At 62.9% G+C, this 19,071-nt stretch carries 18 protein-coding genes; 12 read left to right on the top strand and 6 right to left on the bottom strand.

Going from position 1 to position 19,071, the window contains the following annotated elements:
* The first annotated feature begins 21 nt into the window (after positions 1–21).
* The 11 genes from mrdA (at position 22) to BI364_RS13235 (ending at position 12,267) form a co-directional block, all read left to right on the top strand.
* Positions 22–1,986 (top strand): penicillin-binding protein 2, encoded by a 1,965-nt coding sequence (gene mrdA / locus BI364_RS13280; protein WP_156782757.1) that lies wholly within the window; start codon positions 22–24, stop codon positions 1,984–1,986.
* Between the two features lie 11 nt (positions 1,987–1,997).
* Positions 1,998–3,095 carry a rod shape-determining protein RodA gene (gene rodA, locus BI364_RS13275; RefSeq protein ID WP_070079162.1) on the top strand — a complete coding sequence of 366 codons (1,098 nt, stop codon included), beginning with the start codon at positions 1,998–2,000 and terminating at the stop codon, positions 3,093–3,095.
* Positions 3,092–4,150 carry a lytic murein transglycosylase B gene (gene mltB, locus BI364_RS13270; protein WP_197495715.1) on the top strand — a complete coding sequence of 353 codons (1,059 nt, stop codon included), beginning with the start codon at positions 3,092–3,094 and terminating at the stop codon, positions 4,148–4,150. The genes rodA and mltB overlap by 4 nt, the downstream gene beginning before the upstream one ends.
* A complete protein-coding gene (locus BI364_RS19005) occupies positions 4,147–4,908 on the top strand; it encodes a septal ring lytic transglycosylase RlpA family protein (RefSeq protein ID WP_070079161.1) in 762 nt (253 codons plus the stop codon). Before mltB ends, BI364_RS19005 begins: the two co-directional genes overlap by 4 nt.
* A gap of 97 nt (positions 4,909–5,005) precedes the next feature.
* Complete coding sequence (locus BI364_RS13260; RefSeq protein ID WP_083251396.1) at positions 5,006–6,214, top strand: D-alanyl-D-alanine carboxypeptidase family protein; 1,209 nt, start codon at positions 5,006–5,008, stop codon at positions 6,212–6,214.
* Positions 6,215–6,226: 12 nt separating this feature from the next.
* Positions 6,227–7,213: a D-amino acid aminotransferase gene (locus BI364_RS17570; protein WP_233279517.1), complete on the top strand. Its 987-nt coding sequence runs from the start codon at positions 6,227–6,229 to the stop codon at positions 7,211–7,213.
* On the top strand, positions 7,152–7,373 hold the full coding sequence (locus BI364_RS13255; RefSeq protein ID WP_233279635.1) for a YbeD family protein: 222 nt from the start codon (positions 7,152–7,154) through the stop codon (positions 7,371–7,373). Before BI364_RS17570 ends, BI364_RS13255 begins: the two co-directional genes overlap by 62 nt.
* 3 nt (positions 7,374–7,376) lie before the next feature.
* A complete protein-coding gene (lipB, locus tag BI364_RS13250) occupies positions 7,377–8,030 on the top strand; it encodes a lipoyl(octanoyl) transferase LipB (protein ID WP_070079158.1) in 654 nt (217 codons plus the stop codon).
* On the top strand, positions 8,027–8,983 hold the full coding sequence (lipA, locus tag BI364_RS13245; RefSeq protein ID WP_070079157.1) for a lipoyl synthase: 957 nt from the start codon (positions 8,027–8,029) through the stop codon (positions 8,981–8,983). The genes lipB and lipA overlap by 4 nt, the downstream gene beginning before the upstream one ends.
* Before the next feature lie 67 nt (positions 8,984–9,050).
* On the top strand, positions 9,051–11,507 hold the full coding sequence (locus tag BI364_RS13240; RefSeq protein ID WP_197495714.1) for a putative bifunctional diguanylate cyclase/phosphodiesterase: 2,457 nt from the start codon (positions 9,051–9,053) through the stop codon (positions 11,505–11,507).
* Entirely contained in the window at positions 11,497–12,267 is a 771-nt protein-coding gene (locus BI364_RS13235; protein ID WP_070080071.1) for a YdcF family protein, read from the top strand. Before BI364_RS13240 ends, BI364_RS13235 begins: the two co-directional genes overlap by 11 nt.
* 58 nt (positions 12,268–12,325) lie before the next feature.
* Here the strand turns inward: BI364_RS13235 and BI364_RS13230 are convergent, their stop codons facing one another.
* The 5 genes from BI364_RS13230 to BI364_RS13210 form a co-directional block, all read right to left on the bottom strand.
* A complete protein-coding gene (locus tag BI364_RS13230) occupies positions 12,326–13,030 on the bottom strand; it encodes an OmpA family protein (RefSeq protein ID WP_083251393.1) in 705 nt (234 codons plus the stop codon).
* Positions 13,031–13,172: 142 nt separating this feature from the next.
* Positions 13,173–13,628 (bottom strand): hypothetical protein, encoded by a 456-nt coding sequence (locus BI364_RS13225; RefSeq protein WP_070079154.1) that lies wholly within the window; start codon positions 13,626–13,628, stop codon positions 13,173–13,175.
* A gap of 4 nt (positions 13,629–13,632) precedes the next feature.
* On the bottom strand, positions 13,633–14,334 hold the full coding sequence (gene murU, locus BI364_RS13220; RefSeq protein WP_083251392.1) for an N-acetylmuramate alpha-1-phosphate uridylyltransferase MurU: 702 nt from the start codon (positions 14,332–14,334) through the stop codon (positions 13,633–13,635).
* The gene (locus BI364_RS13215; protein WP_070079153.1) at positions 14,322–15,341 is read right to left on the bottom strand and encodes an aminoglycoside phosphotransferase family protein; all 1,020 of its coding nucleotides are present in this window, start codon (positions 15,339–15,341) and stop codon (positions 14,322–14,324) included. The genes murU and BI364_RS13215 overlap by 13 nt, the downstream gene beginning before the upstream one ends.
* Positions 15,334–16,803: a glycosyltransferase family 39 protein gene (locus BI364_RS13210; protein WP_156782756.1), complete on the bottom strand. Its 1,470-nt coding sequence runs from the start codon at positions 16,801–16,803 to the stop codon at positions 15,334–15,336. Before BI364_RS13210 ends, BI364_RS13215 begins: the two co-directional genes overlap by 8 nt.
* A gap of 148 nt (positions 16,804–16,951) precedes the next feature.
* On the opposite strand from BI364_RS13210, the gene BI364_RS13205 reads away from it, so the two are divergent.
* On the top strand, positions 16,952–17,749 hold the full coding sequence (locus BI364_RS13205) for a phosphatase PAP2 family protein (RefSeq protein WP_197495713.1): 798 nt from the start codon (positions 16,952–16,954) through the stop codon (positions 17,747–17,749).
* An 8-nt stretch (positions 17,750–17,757) separates the two neighbouring features.
* On the opposite strand, the gene BI364_RS13200 is transcribed toward BI364_RS13205, so the two are convergent.
* The gene (locus BI364_RS13200; RefSeq protein ID WP_070079150.1) at positions 17,758–19,023 is read right to left on the bottom strand and encodes an MFS transporter; all 1,266 of its coding nucleotides are present in this window, start codon (positions 19,021–19,023) and stop codon (positions 17,758–17,760) included.
* Between the last annotated feature and the right edge of the window lie 48 nt (positions 19,024–19,071).

Genomic DNA, 19,071 nt, shown 5'->3' with positions numbered 1-19,071 from the left:
TGAGCCGAGGGGCGGAGTGCGGTGTCGCGTAGACAGTCCCTGAGGGACCCGCGCCAGGAGCGACGTCAGTTCGCCTGGCGCGCTGTGGTGATGGGATTGGCGGTGATTGGCCTCTACGGGGCCATGACCGCCCGCCTGATCTATCTGCAGGTGATCGATCATGAGCACTATGCCACCTTGTCGCATGACAATCGGGTGCACATCGTGGCGATCCCGCCGCCGCGCGGTCTGATCTACGATCGCCACGGGGTGCTGCTGGCGGAAAACGTCCCCTCCTACAGCCTCGACGTGACCCCGGAGCAGGTGCCGAACATGGATCGGACCCTGGACGCGCTCAAGTCGGTCGTCGCCCTCACACCTGATGACATCAGGCGTTTTCGGCAGGCAATGCGCCAGAAGTGGCCGTTCCAGACCGTACCGCTGCGCTTCGATCTCAGTCAGGAGGAGGTGGCCCGCTTCGCGGTGCAGCGCTATCGCTTCCCTGGAGTGGACATCAAGGCCCGGTTGCGGCGTTATTACCCGTTCGGTGGGGCGATGGTGGATGCCGTCGGCTACGTCAGTCGTCTTGATGTCGGCGAGTTGCAACAGGTCGATGCGGCGAATTACGAAGGCACCTCGCATTACGGCAAGACGGGTATCGAGGCCCATTATCAGGCGCGTCTGCATGGTCGTGTGGGCTACGATCAAGTCGAGGTCAATGCCAAAGGGCGTCAGATTAGGGTGTTGTCGCATCAGCCGCCGATACCCGGCGACGATCTGATTCTGAGCCTGGACGCCGGGTTGCAGTCGGTTGCCGAACAAGCGCTGGCGGGGCGCGAGGGCGCTGCGGTGGCAATCGATCCGCGCAATGGCGACGTACTGGCGCTGGTGAGTGCGCCCAGCTACGACCCGAACTGGTTCGTCGACGGCATTTCGCGCAAGCGTTATGAGTCGTTGCGTAACAATCCTTGGCGTCCCCTGTTCAACCGCGCACTCGCCGGACAATATCCGCCTGGCTCGACGATCAAGCCCTTCATGGCCTTGGCCGGCCTGAATGATGGCGTGGTCACGGTAGACGAACGTATCTACTGCGGCCCTTACTGGCAGATTCCGGGTGATCCGGCCCAGCGCAAATACAGGGACTGGAACCGCTACGGTCATGGTATGACCGATGTGTCCAAGGCCATCACCCAGTCGGTCGACGTCTACTTCTACCGTCTGGCCTTTGGTCTTGGCATCGATCGCATGCACGATTTTCTGTCGCGCTTTGGGCTCGGCAGGGAGACGGGGATCGATACCAGCGGCGAAATGGGCGGTCTGTTGCCGACGCCGGCCTGGAAGCGGCGCGCCAAGAACACGGTCTGGTATCCCGGCAATACCGTGGTGGCCGGCATCGGCCAGGGTTTCGTGTTGACGACGCCGTTGCAGCTCGCCGATGCCACGGCGGCACTGGCCATGCATGGCGAGCGTTTTCGACCCCGTCTGTTGCGCGCGGTACGCGATCCGGTGACGCGCGACATACAGACGCGTTTGCCTGAGGCCGAGTCGCCGATTCGCCTCAAGGATGCGGCGTACTGGCGCGCGGTGCTCACCGGCATGCGCAATGTCACGCAGCGTCCGGACGGTACCGCCTATCGTCAGTTCCGTGGTTTCGAGTACGTCGTCGCAGGCAAAACAGGCACCGCTCAGGTGACTTCCCATATCCATTCAGACAACGCCCGCGAGGGTGCGATTCCCTATCGCCTGCGCGACAACGGTCTGTTCATCGCTTTCGCGCCGGCGGACCATCCGTTGATTGCTGTTGCCGTGGTCGTCGAGCATGGCGGCGGCGGCGACGTCAGTGCGGCACCCGTCGCGCGACGCATGATCGAGTATTACCTGCAACACAATACCGAGACGCGTGGGGGGCAGCTGGTACTCAAGTCTGATCTGCCGTCGCAGCTCGACCTGCAACACACCGAGCCGGTGGACCGGGTGACGTCCGTGCCGTCGGGGGGCGCTTCGTGAGGCATCAGGGTATGGATACAGGCGTCTCACACTGGTTGCGGCGTCTGCACTTCGATCCGGTGCTGCTGCTGGCGCTGCTGGCGCTGATCGGCACGGGATTGTTCATTCTCTACAGCGCCAGCGGTGAAAACACAGGCATGGTGACTCGGCAGGCGACTCGCCTGCTGATCGCCTTGCTGGTGATGTTCCTGGTGGCACAGATCCCAGTGGAGCGTCTGCGCCAGTGGGCGCCCTGGATTTACCTCGGCGGTCTCGTGTTGCTGGTTTCCGTGCTGCTCGTAGGGCAGGTCGGCATGGGGGCACGGCGCTGGCTGGACTTGGGCTTCATGCGCTTCCAGCCCTCGGAGGTCATGAAACTGGCCGTGCCCATGATGCTGGCCTGGTTCTTTGCCGAACGATCGTTGCCGCCGAGTGCCGGTCAGTTGGCGACCGCAGGCGTGATCGTATTGCTGCCGGTGCTGCTGATCGCCAAGGAGCCGGATCTCGGTACGGCACTGCTCGTGGGCATGGTCGGCGCGTTCGTGATCTTCTTCGCCGGCTTGCGCTATCGCACCATGGCGGCTTTCGCACTGCTGGGTCTGGCCTCGCTGCCGGTCATCTGGCATTTCATGCATGGCTATCAACGTGATCGCGTACTGACCTTTCTCGATCCGGAGCGCGATCCTCTCGGCGCGGGCTATCACATCATTCAGTCGATGATCGCGGTGGGTTCGGGCGGTGTCTACGGCAAGGGCTGGCTCAACGGCACGCAGGCACAGCTTGATTTCCTGCCAGAGCGTTCCACGGATTTCATCTTCTCGGTGTTCGGCGAGGAGTTCGGCCTGATCGGTGTGCTGGTCCTGCTGGCCCTTTATGTCTTTATCGTGCTGCGTGGTTTGGATATCGCCCTGCGTGCCCAGGATACCTACGCCAGACTGGTTGCCGGTAGCATGAGCATGATGTTCTCGGTCTACGTGTTCGTGAATGTGGGCATGGTGATCGGTCTATTGCCGGTGGTGGGGGTGCCGCTGCCGCTGGTGAGCTACGGGGGGACCTCGATGGTGACCATCCTGGCCGCTTTCGGTATGCTCATGGGTATACATTCTCATCGCAGATTGGTGGCCCATTGAACCGTTCGATTCCCGCCCCGGTCCACCGGCGCTCCGGCCACTGGCTAGCCGCGCTGTTTACCCTGATGACCTGTTGCCTGCCCGCTGCCTGGGCTGCCGATAGCGGCTTCGCGCAACGTCCGCAGGTTCAGGCATTCATCCAGAAGATGGTCACGCAAGACAAGTTCGACAGGGCTTATCTGGAGCATCTGTTCGACAAGGTTGAGCCCCAACCGGCGGTAATCGCGGCAATGAAGCGGCCCGCAGAATCTCTGCCCTGGTACAAATATCGCCGGATTTTCCTCACGCAACAGCGGATTCGTGAGGGCGTGACCTTTTGGCGACAGCACCATGCGGCACTTGAGCGGGCGCAAAAAACCTATGGCGTGCCGCCACAGGTGGTTACCGCGATCATCGGTGTGGAAAGTTTTTACGGTCGCCGGATGGGAGGGTTCCCGGTGCTCGATACCCTGGCCACACTGGGTTTCGACTACCCGCCGCGGGCGGATTTCTTCCGCCGTCAGTTGGCGCAGTTTCTACTACTCGCGCGCGACGAGGGCATCGATCCGCTGCAACCCAAGGGTTCCTATGCTGGCGCAATGGGGCAGGGGCAATTTATGCCCGGCAGCTATCGGCACTACGCAGTGGATTTCGACGGCAATGGTCAGCGTGATCTGTGGAACGATCCGGTCGATGCCATCGGCAGTATTGCCAATTATCTCGCCCGGCATGGTTGGCAGGCGGGTGGCTTCGTTGCCGAGCGAGCACGGATCGACGGTCGTGGTGTCGAGGCTCTGTCGAGTGGCCTCAAGCCCAGCCTGATGCCTACAGCACTGCATGCGGCTGGCGTCAGGCTGGACAAACCACTGGCCAGCAAGAACTTGTATGCCTGGGTACGTCTGGAAACCGCTCATGACCCTGAGTTCTGGGTCACGGGGCAGAATTTCTACGTGATTACGCGTTACAACATCAGTGCCTTGTACGCGATGGCGGTTTACCAGCTTAGCGAGGCGATTCAGAGCGCCTACCAGCAGCAGGCGAGGGCGGCGGAGGTCGCCGACAAGCACGCGCCATGAAACTGCGCGTCGGGCCGCTGCGTATCGTGGCGGTGGCCGCGCTGGCGTTGTTGTTGTCCGCCTGCGCCAGCCTGCCGCCACCCAGCCGCTCCGGATCTCCGGCGCCCTCCGGCGGTGGTCAGTCGTATGTGGTGTTTGGCAAGCGCTATTACGTTCTGCCCACCGCGCATGACTATTCGCGGCGCGGCATCGCCTCGTGGTATGGCCCCAATTTTCACGGCAAGCTCACCGCCAGCGGTGTGCCCTACAATATGTACGGGATGACCGCCGCCAGCAAGGTACTGCCGCTTGGCACCTGGGTGCGGGTTACTAATCTAGAGAATGGTAAAAAGGTGACGGTCGAGATCAACGACCGCGGCCCCTTCGTCGCCAACCGCATCATCGATCTTTCCTACACGGCCGCCAGCCGACTTGGCATGATCGGCCCGGGCACCGCGCTGGTCGAGGTGCAGGCAATCAATCCCCACAACCCTGCTGCCGACCCGCCGCCCCCGCTCGATGCCGCGCATGGAGGACCGACGCCGCATATCTATATTCAGGTGGGTGCCTTTGGCAATCTGTCCAACGCCAAACGCTATCAGGCCAAACTGGCGCTGCGTGGTTTGGGGCCGATGATCATCCAATCCGGTCAAGTCGGGCCGAACCAGACCTTGTATTTCGTGCGCCTCGGCCCGCTTGCCGACGTGGCGGCTGCCGATGCCGTCGCTCAACGGATGAGCGTGCTGGGCATCCAACATTTCCAGGTTGGCGTGGAGTGAAGTTTACGCGCCGGCGTTTCGTAATCGCGGTGCCGGGGTTAGAATCGCAGGCCCCGATATGCATCCTCCCTCGTTCATTCGCCCAAGGTCTCTTGATATGCGTCTAGTGCTTCGCTCATTGGTCTTCATTCTCGCCAGCCTGTTCTCCGGTCTGAGCCTCGCTGCGCCGTCAGCCGGGCCCAGCCCATCGGTGCCATCGCTGCCCGTACCGGTACCGCCGATGTCGCCGATTGGCGCGAAATCTTATGTGTTGATGGATTATCAGACCGGACAGATTCTGGCGGAGAAGAACCCCGATGAACGTCGCGCGCCAGCCAGCACCACCAAATTGATGACCGCCTATGTGGTATTTCAGGACCTCAAGGCGGGACGCATTCATCTCGACACCAAATTCCATGTCAGTGACGAAGCCTGGCGTCAGGGCGGTTCGCGCATGTTCCTGAATCCGGGTTCCTCGGTGAGCGTCAAGGAGCTGTTGCAGGGCTTGCTGATTCCTTCCGGCAACGACGCCGCGGTGGCGTTGGCACAGGGCGTAGCCGGGACCACCGGCGCCTTCGTGTCGCTGATGAATGCCTACGCCAAGCAGCTGGGTCTTAACAACACCCACTATTCCGACGTCAATGGGCTGCCAGAACCGGATCTCTATACCTCGGCGATGGATCTGGCCAAGTTGTCGCGTGCGATCATCAGCCAGTTCCCCGAGTACTATCACTACTTTTCCGAGAAATCCTTCACCTGGAACAACATCAAGCAGTACAACTACAACAAGTTGCTCTGGCGCGACCCCAGTGTGGACGGACTCAAGACTGGCTATACCAGTGAGGCTGGCTACATCCTGACCTCTTCGGCGGTACGCAACGGTACTCGCCTGATCGCGGTGGTGATGGGCGTGAATCTGCCCAAGGCTTCTAGTGAGCAGAACTATATCAATCTCGCACGTGTCTCCGAGGCGCTGCTCAACTACGGCTTCCGTTTCTTTTCAACCCATAAACTCTACAGCGCCGGTCAGGCGCTTGACTCGGCTCGGGTCTGGGGCGGTGCGCACGAGCACGTCAAGCTTGGCCTGATGCAGGACCTCTATGTGACGGTACCCTCGGGCCACTATCACAACCTTAAGGCGGAAATGACGCTCAACCCGTCGTTGCAGGCGCCGATCAGCCAGGGGCAGGCCGTTGGCGAGGTCAAGGTCAGCTTGGCCGGCAAGCTTGTGACCCAGGTGCCGCTGGTGGCACTGGAGGCCGATCCGCGCGGCAATCTGTGGCAGCGCGTACGCGACACCGTGCTCAAGTGGTTCGCCCACAAATAACCGGGAGGCCGCGTGAGTCTCGTCTATCTCAATGGTCGCTTCCTCCCGATTGAGCAGGCTTGTGTCTCGGTCATGGACCGGGGATTCCTGTTCGGCGATGGTGTGTATGAGGTGATCCCCGCCTATGGCGGTCATCTGTTTCGGTTGATGGCACACCTCGATCGCCTGGATGCGAGTTTGGCGGCAGTGCGTATTGCCAACCCGTGCGACCGTGCGGCTTGGCGCGATTTGTTGCAGACGTTGGTGGATGAGGCCGGCGCCGGCGATCACGGTATCTATCTGCAAGTAACTCGGGGTGCCGATATCAAGCGCGATCATGCCTTTCCGGTAGCGGAGGTCAAACCCACGGTGTTCGCCATGGCCAGTCCGCTGCATGCACCGGACCCGGTGCGGGTTGAGGCGGGTGCCTCGGCGCGGGTGATGGCGGATACGCGCTGGGCGCGCTGCGACATCAAGGCGATCACGCTGCTACCCAACGTGCTGTTGCGGCAGGCGGCGCTGGATGCCGGTGATGACGAAGCGATTTTGGTACGCGATGGTGAGGTGCTGGAGGGCAGCGCGAGCAGTCTGTTCATCGTGACCGACGGTGTGCTCGTGACACCGCCCAAAAGTGCGATGCTACTGCCGGGCGTGACCCGGGATCTCGTGCTTTCGCTGGCCGAGCGTCATGGCTTGCCTTGGGCCGAGCGCCCGGTGTCCGAACAGGCGCTGCGGACGGCAGACGAGATATGGCTGACCAGTTCGACGCGCGAGGTCATGGCGGTGACGCGGCTGGATGGCGAGCTGGTCGGCGCCGGTCGGCCCGGCCCGATCTGGCGGCGGATGGCTGATTGGTATCAGGCCTGCAAGGCGGAACTGCGGACGGGGGGGATTGCGCATGAGTACGCAAGAGCCGGGTGCCGACGAAACGCCCTTCGAGTTTCCATGCAGCTTCCCGATCAAGGTCTTCGGGCCCGCGCTGCCCGAATTCCGCGTGCGTGTGCTGGCGCTGATTCGTGAGCATGTGGCGGAGATCGACGAGACAGCCGTGCGCGAGAATCTCAGCAGCGGTGGGCGCTATCTGAGTATGACCGTGACCATTGAGGCGACCGACCGTGCACAGCTTGATGCCATTTACCGGGCCCTCACCGCCTGCGAACTGGTCACGATGGCGCTCTAGCGCATGCCTCAGCTGAGCATGCATTACATGGGGCGGCGCGATTATTGCGCCGTCTGGCAGGCCATGCAGGATTATACCGACGCCCGCAACGAGCAGACTGCCGACGAATTCTGGATCGTGGAACATCCGCCAGTGTTCACCCTGGGGCAGGTCGGTCGCATCGAGCATGTGCTCGATGCCGGTGACATCCCCGTGGTGCAAAGTGATCGCGGCGGGCAGGTGACCTATCACGGACCTGGGCAAGTGGTGATCTACACGCTGATCGACCTGCGTCGCCTACGCATCGGTGTACGTGCACTGGTGGAGCATCTGGAGTGGTCCGTGATTGATCTGCTTGCCGATCATGGCATCGCGGCGGTGGGTCGTCGCGATGCGCCCGGCGTGTATGTCGACGGGCGTAAGATCGCGGCCCTGGGTCTACGGGTGCGCCGTGGCTGCAGCTACCACGGGCTTGCCCTCAACGTCGATCTCGATGCCTCACCCTTTGCCCGCATCAATCCCTGTGGTTATCGCGGGCTTGAGGTGGTGAGTCTTGCCGACTGCGGCATCGCGTTGGACGTGTGGGCTGCAGGGCAGGCGTTGGGCGAGCGGCTGGCGCATCGTCTGGGGTACACTGCGGCCTTAGTTAACACCGACGATGGGACCGACAGGGCATGAGCGAGATCGCCAAGGGGGGGCCGCAACGCGGCCATAAACAGCGTGGTGCCGAAAAAATGGCGCGTATTCCGATCAAAATCGCGCCCACGGAGCGCCCGGCGCGAAAGCCGGATTGGATTCGGGTCAAGGTGCCGGGCGGCCCTCGCGTGGAACGCCTCAAGCGGGTGCTGCGCGAAAATGCGTTGCATACCGTGTGCGAGGAAGCCTCCTGCCCGAATCTCGGCGAATGCTTCGAGCATGGTACCGCCACGTTCATGATCATGGGCGACATCTGTACGCGCCGTTGCCCGTTTTGCGATGTGGCTCACGGGCGTCCGAACCCCCTGGATACGGAAGAGCCGGAACATTTGGCGAAAACCATTCGAGAGATGGGGCTTCGCTATGTCGTGATCACCTCGGTGGACCGCGATGACCTGCGCGATGGCGGCGCCGGTCACTTCGCCGAATGCGTCTCGCGCGCACGCGCACTCAACCCGCTGCTGCGGGTCGAGGTGCTGGTGCCCGACTTTCGCGGACGTTTGGAACCCGCGCTGACGGCATTGTCGACGGCGCCGCCCGACGTGTTCAATCACAACTTGGAGACCGTGCCGCGTCTGTACCGGCAGGCTCGGCCGGGGGCGGATTACCAGTGGTCTCTGACCCTGCTTGACCGCTTCAAGGCTTCGCACCCGGAGGTGCTCACCAAGTCTGGGTTGATGCTCGGTCTGGGCGAGACCCTGGACGAGGTGGAATCGGTGATGCGCGATCTGCGCGCGCATCGGGTCGACATGCTCACCCTAGGCCAGTATCTGCAACCCTCGCGGCACCATCTGCCGGTTAGCCGTTTCGTTCCACCCGCCGAATTCGACTATTTGCGTACCGTGGGCGAGGCTATGGGTTTCTCGCACGTGGCGAGTGGTCCGCTGGTCCGATCTTCCTATCATGCCGATCAACAGGCGAGCGGCGTGCTCTGAGTATGTCTTTCCCCCGTGTGGGTCCATGCGTTCGGCCGGCGAGTCGATCGACAAGGTGAGCCGCACGATGCCAGAGACCTCACCGAGCGCGACGCCTCGCAGCCTACCCGGCAGCTGGCTGCTGGCATTCGGGCTTGCCGCTGCACTGATCGGCGCGGAAATCATCGCGCCCTGGGTCTTCTGGATACTGACGGGGTATGTGCCCGCCGCAGTCTTCATTACCACCGCGATCACGACCACGCTGGTGGGCTTGCCGCTGCTCTATTTCTTTATCCGCCTAGGGGTGCGCGCCCGTTCCGAGGCCGCGCGCACGCGCGCAGCCTCGGAACGGGCGAATGCCACGGAACTCGCGTTGCGGCGCATGACGCAGTATTACCGGGCAAGCGGTGCAGTCAATCAACTGATTGCCCGTCGTCCGGACCTGGAGACGCTGTGGCGCGAAGCCTGTGTTCTACTGGTCGCACAAACTCCGATCAATAGTGCCTGGATCGGTGTTTGGCAATCGGGTACTCGTGGGTTGCAGGTGCGGGCCGTGGCGGGTTTCGACACGAATGTGGCGTATGAACCCGGCGAGCGGGTCACGCATGGCGTGTTTTTCGAGCTGGCCCAGCGGGTTGGTGTCGAAAATTTACCGGCTACTTCGACGCTTGTGAATGCCCCCGATGCGAATGCCTCCGAGGTTAGCTTGGCAGCATTTCCATTGCACCCGTCCGAGCGAGGTATGGCGATCCTGACGGTATTACTGCCGTCGAAATATCTCGACGATCCGCATTTCCATGATCTGTTCGCAGAAATCAGCCATGACATTGCCTACGCCGCCGAAAATGTGGGTCGTGATTTGCGACTTGAGCTCAATACACGTGCGGTCGACAGTTCTGCCGAGGCGATTGTGATTCTCGACGAGCACTGGCGGATCGTTTCTTCGAATCCGGCGTTCGCCCGAATTTCGGGGGTGCCGCAGCAGGATTTAGAGGGCCGTCGCGCCTATACGTTGCTGCCGTGGGGGCGTCGGCGCTCGACGGCGCGCGCGATGACGCAGGCCTTGCTCAAGCAGAGACGTTGGCGCGGGGAGACCTTGCTGCATCGCGATGATGACAGCCTGTGCCCGCTGGCCGGTTCGGTCGCGAGGGTCGATGGCGATGCGTCCGGGAAGATCCACTACGTGGCCGTGTTTCAGGATGTGGGCGAACAGCGCGAACTTGAACGGCAGGTGCGCCATCTGGCCTACCATGACGCTCTGACCGGCCTCGCGAATCGCCACCGCGTCGACGATTATCTGGCCGGTTTGCTACTGCAGAAGACCCGTATTGCACTGCTTTTTATCGATATCGACCACTTCAAGCGCATCAACGATGCCCAGGGTCACAGCGTGGGCGACCGCATTCTGCAAGCGGTGGCGGAGCGTATTCAGCGGATCGTTCGTCGCGATGAACTGGCGGCTCGTCTTGGCGGCGATGAGTTCGCGGTGATCGCGCGCGATGCCGATCGTGAATCGGCAGTCCGGTTGGGTGCGCGGCTGGTCGAGGTGCTCGGGGCGCCGTCTTATCACGTGGATGGGTGCGAGATACACGTGACCGCGAGCGTAGCCGTTACCTTGTTTCCGGACGACGGCGAGCGGATTGAGGTGTTGCGACAGAATGTCGACCGGGCCCTGCGCCATGCCAAGACCGACGGGCGCAATCGCTGTGTGGTCTTCGAAGGCTGGATGCGCGAACACGCTGAGCAACAGCTCGGGATGGAGCGCGATCTGCGCGATGCGCTAGGCGTCGAAGATCAGCTCGAAATGCATTATCAGCCGGTGGTGAGCAGCGAGGACGGGCGATTGCTAGGCACGGAGGCGCTGATCCGTTGGCGCCATCCGGAGCTGGGTCTGCTCAGTGCGGATCAGTTCGTGCCGACTGCCGAGGCGGTCGGTATGGTTCGCCTGATGGACAACTGGGTACTCGACGCCGTGTTGCGCCAGCTCCGCGAATGGGAAGTGGCAGGGCTGGATGCACGTCGCGTTGCCGTGAATCTGTCGGTGGCGCAATGTTCGGACCAGACCTACCCGGCGCGAGTGGCCGCGGCCATCGAACGTAGTGGTCTACGGCATCGAGAGTGGTTGTCGTTCGAGATTTTGGAGAACGTGCTGATCGACGATTCGCCGGCACAGCAACAGGTCCTGTCGCAGCTGCGCGGGGCCGGGCACCGTTTGATTTTGGACGACTGGGGCCGTGGCTATGCGCGCCTGCATTACCTGAGTCGGGCCAGCGTTGATGCGCTCAAGATCGACAAGAGCTTCGTGCAACGCCTGCCGGACGACCCGCGCAGCTTGGCGGCGGTCAGGACAGTGTTGCAGCTTGGTCGAGAGCTGGGCATCGATGTGATCGCCGAAGGGGTGGAGAATCTGGCACAACGACAATGCCTGCGCGACAACGGTTGCCCGGCGTTGCAGGGCTATCTCATTGCCCGCCCGATGCGGGCGCGGGAATTGACCGCGTGGCTGCAACCAGCGCGTGCCGATGGAGATCCGGATGTGGTCTAGAACCTTATTGGAACTGCTTTTCCTCCCGCCTGCGGGTCCTCTGCTGCTGCTCGGGCTGGGTCTGCTGCTTTTGCTCCTGCAACGTCGCCGTATCGGCGGGACACTCGCCGTCGTCGGCTTCGGTCTGGCCTATGCCGGTAGCATCCCGGCAGTGGTATATCCCTTGGCCAGTCTCTGGGAGTCGCACAACCCGCCATTGCGTACGATACCCAAGGACGTACAGGCCATCGTGGTGATCGGCGGTGGCAGCCGCCCAGCGCCGGCCTATGGCAATGGCGATGCCGTTACCTTGTTGACGTTGCAACGGGTGCGCTATGCGGCCTATCTGGCGCGGCGAGGTGGATTACCGGTCCTCGTGAGCGGCGGCCGAGACTGGTTTGGCGAGCATGACAGTGAGGCGCAGCTCATGGCACGTGTGCTGTCCGACGAATTCGGGCTGCAGGCACGCTGGGAAGACACGCGCAGCCGCAGCACCTGGGGTAATGCACATGAGAGTGCGCACATACTCCTCCCGCTAGGTATCAGACACATTCTGCTGGTGACTCAGGCCTGGCACATGCCGCGGGCGCTCTGGGCCTTCCGTCAGGCCGGCATGTCGCCGGTTCCGGCGCCGGTGGGATTCATCAATCGCAGCTGGGCTCAGCGCGGCGCGCTGGGCTGGGTCCCACAGACACGGGCAGTCACCATGATGGCCGAGATCGCGCATGAGGTGGTGGGATTATGGTGGTATCGCCTGCGCGCGTGGCGCGCAGGCGGGTAGGCCGGAGAAGGTGGGGGGGCTGCCGCTAAGCGGCATAGCCCCCGGTCGGATGAGGGGATTACTGCGGCGCGGGCATCTCGGTCCCAGGGTGCTGCACAACCTGATGGGCCCAATTAATCGCCACCGTCACGCGACGGTTCGGCGCCAGGCACTTGATCAACGCGGCGCGTCCTTTGACGCCCGTGCAGGTGGCCACGGGATCGGCCGGTCCCTTACCGAGCACAGTCATTTTTTCCGCTGGGATCTGGTAATGCTGCTCAATGTAGCCCGCTACCGACTGAGCGCGCTTTTCCGACAACTTCATGTTGTAGGCCTTGCGCCCGATACGGTCGGTGTAGCCGGTGACGACTACGGACTGCACGGTGTTCGGATCGATGGTCTTGAACTGCGCGTCGAGCAGGAGGCCTTCGCTTGGGGTGACCTTGTACTTGTTGAAGCCCAGGTGCGACTTGCCATTGGCCTGTTCGTTGAGCGTGATGATTTTGGGTGCAGGCGGGGCCATGGGCGCGGGTGCGGGTGTTGGCATGGCGGCCGGCATCGGTGCCGGTTTGGGCATCAGATCGGCGTCGCAGCTGCTGTTGGCGTCGGGTAGCTTCCAGGTGCCGGTACGCACGCAATCGCCGTTGCCGGTATGCACCAGCTGCCCGGCGCTGTCGGTCCAGTATCCGGGGGTGGCGAAGGCCGACAAAGGGAGGACCAGACCTGCACCGAGGGCAATCCGGCGCCAGGTGGCCAGGGTATGTGTCATCGGACGTTGTTGCATTGTGGAGCCTCCATGAGGTGACGATTGTCAGCGAGGCCTGCGCAATTGCAGGCCGTCGGCTTCCATCATGCGGGCGCCATATCGGTGACGGCAACTGTCGCCATTTCACGACGTACGGCGTCAATTCGCCGACGCGCGGCGATTAGTCGTCCTCATCGTCCTGATTCGCGGCCTCGTCGTATTGCTCTTCTAACAACGTTGTCCACAAGGCCTCGTGGTGCTCGATCAGTTGCAGTAGGCGTTGGCGGAAATCCAGCAATGCATGCTCGAAGTGGGGGAAGTCGTTACCGCCATCCACGACCTGCGCCGCACGTTCGAGGCCGAGCAACGTGTCGCGCAGCTTCAGACTGGCACCCATGGCGCCCTTGATCTGTTCGCGTGGCTGTGGGATCCAGCGTCGGTCGTTGGTCAGCGAGCGCAGGCCCTCGCCGATTTCCAGTAGGCGCCGTCGCAACCGGTCGATCGCACCGATCTTGCTGGACTTCACTTCGCCGAAGACACTTAAGTCGAGCAAGGTCAACCAATCGCGGCGCAGTCCCGCGAAGGTGTCGGGATCGAATGCGAACGAGGCGCTGACGCGCGCCGGGTCGAAGGACATGGGCTCAGCTCCGATGATTGCTGGGGGAACGGTGGTCGTGGATGTTACCGGTTCGTAGACGGGTGTCGAGGTCGTTGAGTCGCTCGGGCGTGCCGACATCGAACCACGTGCCGTGGTGGTGTTCGCCGCCGATGCGTTTCGCCACCATTGCGGTGCGCAGCAGCGGGGCAAGCGGGAAGGCGCCGTCAGGAGTTTCGGCGAACAATTCAGGACGGTAGTAGCCGATACCCGAGAAGGTTAGCCGTGGGCCGTCGGCATCGTCGATGCGGCCGTTGTGCAGGTGGAAGTCGCCGCTCGGGTGTTGCGGCGGATTGTCGACCATTACCAGATGCGCTAGATCATCGCCGATATCCGGCGGCAAAAGCGGGTGATCGCACCAGATATCGCTGTTGACCACCAGAAATGGATCTTTGCCGAGCAGAGGCAGGGCATGACGAATGCCGCCACCGGTCTCCAATGCGCGATCGCCCTCGTCACTGTAGTGCAGGTGCAGACCTAGTTGTGCGCCATCTCCCAGAGCGGCGCGGATCATGTGACCACGGTAGGCGAGATTGATCACGATGTTGCGGTAGCCCGCGGCGGCGAGTCGGTGCAGCTGATGTTCGATCAGCGGTGTGCCGCCGGCGCGCAGCAGGGGCTTGGGGCATGTGTCGGTGAGCGGGCGCATGCGCTCACCGCGCCCGGCGGCCAGGATCATGGCGCGCATGTTTGTCGGGCCTCCTCCAGACGGGTGCGCAATGCGAGGTCTTCGATCAGCGTGGCCAACGGCATGCTTTCGGCGTGTCGCGGGGCGACTGTTTCGACGTAGGCGAGCACGCGGGGCAGGTCGCCGAGATAGCCCGGTTTGCCATCGCGATGGCACAACCGCGCGAAGATGCCCAGTACCTTGAGCTGGCGCTGCAGACCCATGAGGTCGAACCAGCGCAGGAAGCGGGCGTCGTCCACTGGCCCGCAGATTTTTGCAGCCACTGCGCGGTCGCGGTAGCTCAGTGCCCAGCGATGGACGCGTACTTCTGGCCAGGTGACATAGGCGTCGCGCAGCAGGGATGCGAGGTCGTAGGTGATGGGGCCGCACACGGCATCCTGGTAATCGAGTACGCCGGGATTGCCATCGGCGATGCGCATCAGGTTGCGTGCGTGATAGTCGCGGTGTACGAAGACCTGCGGCTGCGTCAGCGCGTTGGCGATCAGTGTCTCGCACACGGCGTCCAGACGCGCGCGCTGTTCGCGGTTGAGCGTAAGCCCAAGGTGGCGGTCGAGCAGCCAGTCCGGGAACAGCCCCATCTCGCGTGCGAGCAGCGAGCGGTCGTAGTCGGGCAGGCCATCGGTGGGCGCGGATTGGATGCGGATGAGGGTATCCAGCGCGTCACCGTAGAGCACATCGGCGCTGTGCGTGTCGAGCACGTCGAGGTAGTGGACGTCGCCTAAGTCGTCGAGTAAGGCAAAACCAAGCGCGGGGTCGGCGGCATAAATCTTCGGTACACGTACATTCGCAGCGGCGAGGCGGACGGAGATATCGAGAAAGGGCGCGAGCGGTTCTTGTGCTGGCGGCGCGTCCATGGCAATGCGCGGACCGGCGTCAGTATCCAAGCGGAAGTAGCGCCGGAAACTGGCGTCGCCAGAGGCGGGACGCAGGTTGCGCGTGCCCGTGGCGATGCCGGCGAGCCAGTGGGCGAGCGCCCCCCGGCGCGGGTCTTCGGCGGGCCTATCCATGGTAGCCCTCGCAGCGGTAGAAATAGTAGGTGGTTGCTATCTTGCGCTCCAGAGGGATCAGGAGATTACCGGCGGGCGTGCAGCGGTCGAACTTCGCGGTCCAGGTCGGGATGCGGCCGTGGAACTGCTGGGGGATCACCAGGATACCGCGCCCGCCGGCGGCGGCATTGCCGTACCAAAGCGTCATCTGGTGCATCTTGTGGTCGGTGATCTGTACGGGTTGCGGGTAGGCATACCAGGCGATGTGGCTGGCATAGGACCAGTTGCCGGCGTAGAGCAAGGGACGTGGCCCCGGTGTTTCCGCCATCGCCGCGCGCAAGATTTCGGCGTGATCGGCAGCACGGCGCCAGCCGTAGAGGTCGGCGAGGGGGTAGGCGTTGGCCTTGAACGGGATCCAGGGGTGAATCAGCTCACTGAGCAGCACGCCGATCAGCAGCACGGAATACAGGCCAGAAAACACCACGCCGGCTTGAAGCCAGCGGGAAGTCCGGTGATCGCTCAGCCAGGTGGCGATGCCGATGCTCAGTACCGCCCAACCGACTGCGGGCCAGTGCGGCAGCGAGACGTTGGTGCCGGAGGCGCCGTCGATGATGACGAAGACCGGCACGACCATGGCGAGGAGCAGGCGATTGCGTGGGTCGTGACGTCGGCGCACGGCATGGATCAGCGCGATCAGGCCGAATACATAAATGCCAGGGGAGTATGAAAAAATCTGGATGAGCTGCGATTTCACGAAATTGGCCAGCAGCCAGTGCCGTTCCGGGTCGCTGACGTGCAGGATTTGGTAGCGGAAGGATACCCAGTCGTGGGTGGCATTCCAGCCAAGCACCGGGAGGATCGCGATCAGTGCGATCAGAATGCCGAGCCAGGGCCAGGGTGTACGCAGTTGCGCCCAGCGCCGTTCGGAGATCATCAACCAGACGGCGCTGAATACCAGCGCAACAGCGGTGTACTTGGATAGCGCAGCCAGCCCGAACCACAGTCCTACCCACAGCCATGCGCGTGGCCGGTCTTCGATCAACGCTCGATGCAGGGCACCGGCGGCGAGCAGGAAAAACAGTAGCAAAGGGTCATCGGGCAGCATGGATATGCCCATCAGTGACAGGATGATCGCTGATTGCATGACCGCCACGGCAACGAAACCGAGCCAGGGACTACGCTCCGGATAGAGCTGGCGGGCGAGGCGGTATAGGGCCGCGCCGCTGGCCGTGCCCAGCGCAATCGGCCACAGGCGCAGCGCCAGATTGTCGGTCGAGAATGGTTCGATGGTGGCCTGCAGCCAGCCGATCATCGGCGGGTGGTCGAAGTAGCTCCAGGCGAGCCGTGCGCCGTAGACGGCGTAGTGGGCAGCATCGCCTGTGAGGCCCACGCGGGCGCCGGCAATGATGTGCAGTAGCGTAACCAGACCAAGCAATAGCGCGGTGGCCTGAGTGGCATTCAAATTGGGGGAATGTCGCGACACGGCGATTCCTGGCGGTTGCGGCGGGGGTTGCCCCGAAGGGGCATCACTTTACCAAAGGCATGCCGGGAATGGCGCACCGCAAGGTTGACCTTGCCAAAGCCGTGGCGGATTGTTGGAATTGCCGCTTACCCCTGTGACGGATACGCGTTTGAATCCAATCCGCCTCGATACCGCCCTCGTGCGTTCTGTTTCACCTGCCGGCCCGTGGGGCTGGGCGCCGCCGCTGATCGCCTTGCTGCTGGCGGCGCTGGTCGTGGTTCTGGGCGCGGACGAGGCGGTCTTTGAATGGCTCAACGGCCTGCCCACCGCAACCGGCGACGTACTATGGGCCAATGTGACGGTCTATGGGGACACGGTGGTGGCCTTTGCGCTGTTGCTGCCCTGGTGCCGGCACCACCCGGAGATTGTTTGGGCTGCATTTCTGGCCGTGCTGCCGGCGACGCTGTGGGTGGACGTGCTCAAGCCGCTGTTACACCATCCGCGCCCAGCGGCTGTGTTGCCGCCGGAGCTGATCCATGTGATCGGCCCCCGGTTGCTCGCCAACGCCTTTCCGTCCGGCCATACCACCACCATCTTCACCCTCGCCGGAGTGCTTGCGCTGTCGCGCAGCGGCGGCGGCTGGCGCGGCACCTGCCTGGGATTCGCCGTGCTGATCGGCCTGTCGCGCTCGGCAGTGGGTGCGCACTGGCCGTTGGACGAGCTGGGTGGTGCATTCGGTGGTTGGCTGGCGGCCTGGATTGGCGTCGTTTGGGCGCGGCACTGGGGATTCGGATTACGCGCATATCCGCGCCGCGTCTTTGCCGGTCTTTGTCTGTGCTGCACGCTGGCCCTGTTCGTCTACGACGGCGGTTATTCGCAGGCACGGCCGATGTTACCCCTGCTCGCCGTCGCGCTGTTGGCGACGACGGTCGCGGAGTGGATCCAGAGCCGTCGTGCCGCGCATTGAGTGTGGACTCAGGCTGCGTGCTGGTTGTCGATGGGTTCGACCTCGGCGGCGCTTGCCTCGGGATGCGAGAGTTCGATGGCAGCCTGCGAGGTGCGAACCAGTGGCACGAAATCGCCCTGCTCCTCCAGCGGAGGTGCATCGCTCACGCGGCGGCGGTAGAGGCCGAACAGGGTCAGCAGTGTGAAGGCCGAGGCGAGGTATAGCGGCAGGCTATCGCTGCCGAACCGCGACATCAGTACACCACCGAGAACCGGCCCGATCACTGCGCCGATGCCATAAAGCATCAGCAGGCCACTGGAAGCTTCGAGCATGTCCTCGACGCGGATCTGGTCGTTCATGTGCGCCACGCTGACACCGTAGAGCGTGAACGAAAAGCCGCCGTAGACGAAGCTCAATGCCAGCAACAAAGGCAGGTTGCGTGCGCTGACCAGCGCGATGGCGGTGGCTAGCAATGCGCCGCCGATACAAATAAGCAGCAATACGGTTCGACGGTCGAAGCGGTCAGACAGCTTACCCAGCGGCCATTGCAGGAAGGCGCCGCCGACGATACTGATCGCCATGAAGGCACCGATTTGGGCAGTCGCCAGGCCAATGCCGTGGGCGAAGACTGCGCCGAGGGCCCAGAAGGTGCCGCTGGTGACGCCCGCGATCAGGGTGCCGACGGTGCCGAGCGGGGAAAAGCCGACGAGCTGGCGTAGGTGTAGGCTCGGGTGCTCAATAGGTGTGGGCTGCGGGACGCGGGTCAGGGCGACCGGGATCAGTCCCAACGAAAACAGCATGGATACCAAGGCGAAGGGCACGAAGCTTTGTGCCGGACCGACCGTCAGCAGCAATTGCCCGAGGCCCATGGCGAGCAGGGTGGACATCACGTACACGGAGAACAGTCGCCCGCGCCCCTCGTTGGTCACCGTGGAGTTGAGCCAGCTTTCCATGATCATGTACAGCCCGACCATGCCGGCACCGTTGATGAAGCGCAATGCGCCCCAGAACCAGGGGTTGACCCACAAGGCATGGGCAATGGCGACGGTCGAACCGAGGGCGGCGAAGATGGTGAAGGCGCGTACGTGTCCGACGCGACGAATGATGCGCGGGCAGACATAGGTGCCGAGAATGTAGCCAGCGAAGTAGGCCGCCATCACCACGCCGGTTACCTCGCTGCTGAAGCCAGCGAGTCCTGCGCGGATGCCGAGCAGTGAGCCGAGCAGGCCCACGCCGGTGAGCAGCACCGACATCCCGAATAGCAGATTGAACAACGAGGCAACGAGTCTCAGCATCGCGTCGACTTCTTCATGTGAAAACGGTGACGGGCACGGTGGGCGTCG

This window comes from Acidihalobacter yilgarnensis (assembly GCF_001753245.1).
Classification (GTDB): domain Bacteria; phylum Pseudomonadota; class Gammaproteobacteria; order DSM-5130; family Acidihalobacteraceae; genus Acidihalobacter; species Acidihalobacter yilgarnensis.
This window is presented reverse-complemented; position numbering and strand designations above follow the sequence as displayed.

What these genes read in the sequence shown, in the direction of transcription:
- murU (WP_083251392.1), bottom strand. Translation starts at nt 14,334, where the DNA reads ATGCGCGCCATGATCCTGGCCGCCGGGCGCGGTGAGCGCATGCGCCCG.
- BI364_RS13200 (WP_070079150.1), bottom strand. Translation starts at nt 19,023, where the DNA reads ATGCTGAGACTCGTTGCCTCGTTGTTCAATCTGCTATTCGGGATGTCG.
- lipB (WP_070079158.1), top strand. Translation starts at nt 7,377, where the DNA reads ATGCCTCAGCTGAGCATGCATTACATGGGGCGGCGCGATTATTGCGCC.
- BI364_RS19005 (WP_070079161.1), top strand. Translation starts at nt 4,147, where the DNA reads ATGAAACTGCGCGTCGGGCCGCTGCGTATCGTGGCGGTGGCCGCGCTG.
- rodA (WP_070079162.1), top strand. Translation starts at nt 1,998, where the DNA reads ATGGATACAGGCGTCTCACACTGGTTGCGGCGTCTGCACTTCGATCCG.
- BI364_RS13230 (WP_083251393.1), bottom strand. Translation starts at nt 13,030, where the DNA reads ATGCAACAACGTCCGATGACACATACCCTGGCCACCTGGCGCCGGATT.
- BI364_RS13260 (WP_083251396.1), top strand. Translation starts at nt 5,006, where the DNA reads ATGCGTCTAGTGCTTCGCTCATTGGTCTTCATTCTCGCCAGCCTGTTC.
- BI364_RS13215 (WP_070079153.1), bottom strand. Translation starts at nt 15,341, where the DNA reads ATGGATAGGCCCGCCGAAGACCCGCGCCGGGGGGCGCTCGCCCACTGG.
- BI364_RS13225 (WP_070079154.1), bottom strand. Translation starts at nt 13,628, where the DNA reads ATGTCCTTCGACCCGGCGCGCGTCAGCGCCTCGTTCGCATTCGATCCC.
- BI364_RS13235 (WP_070080071.1), top strand. Translation starts at nt 11,497, where the DNA reads ATGTGGTCTAGAACCTTATTGGAACTGCTTTTCCTCCCGCCTGCGGGT.
- lipA (WP_070079157.1), top strand. Translation starts at nt 8,027, where the DNA reads ATGAGCGAGATCGCCAAGGGGGGGCCGCAACGCGGCCATAAACAGCGT.
- BI364_RS13240 (WP_197495714.1), top strand. Translation starts at nt 9,051, where the DNA reads ATGCCAGAGACCTCACCGAGCGCGACGCCTCGCAGCCTACCCGGCAGC.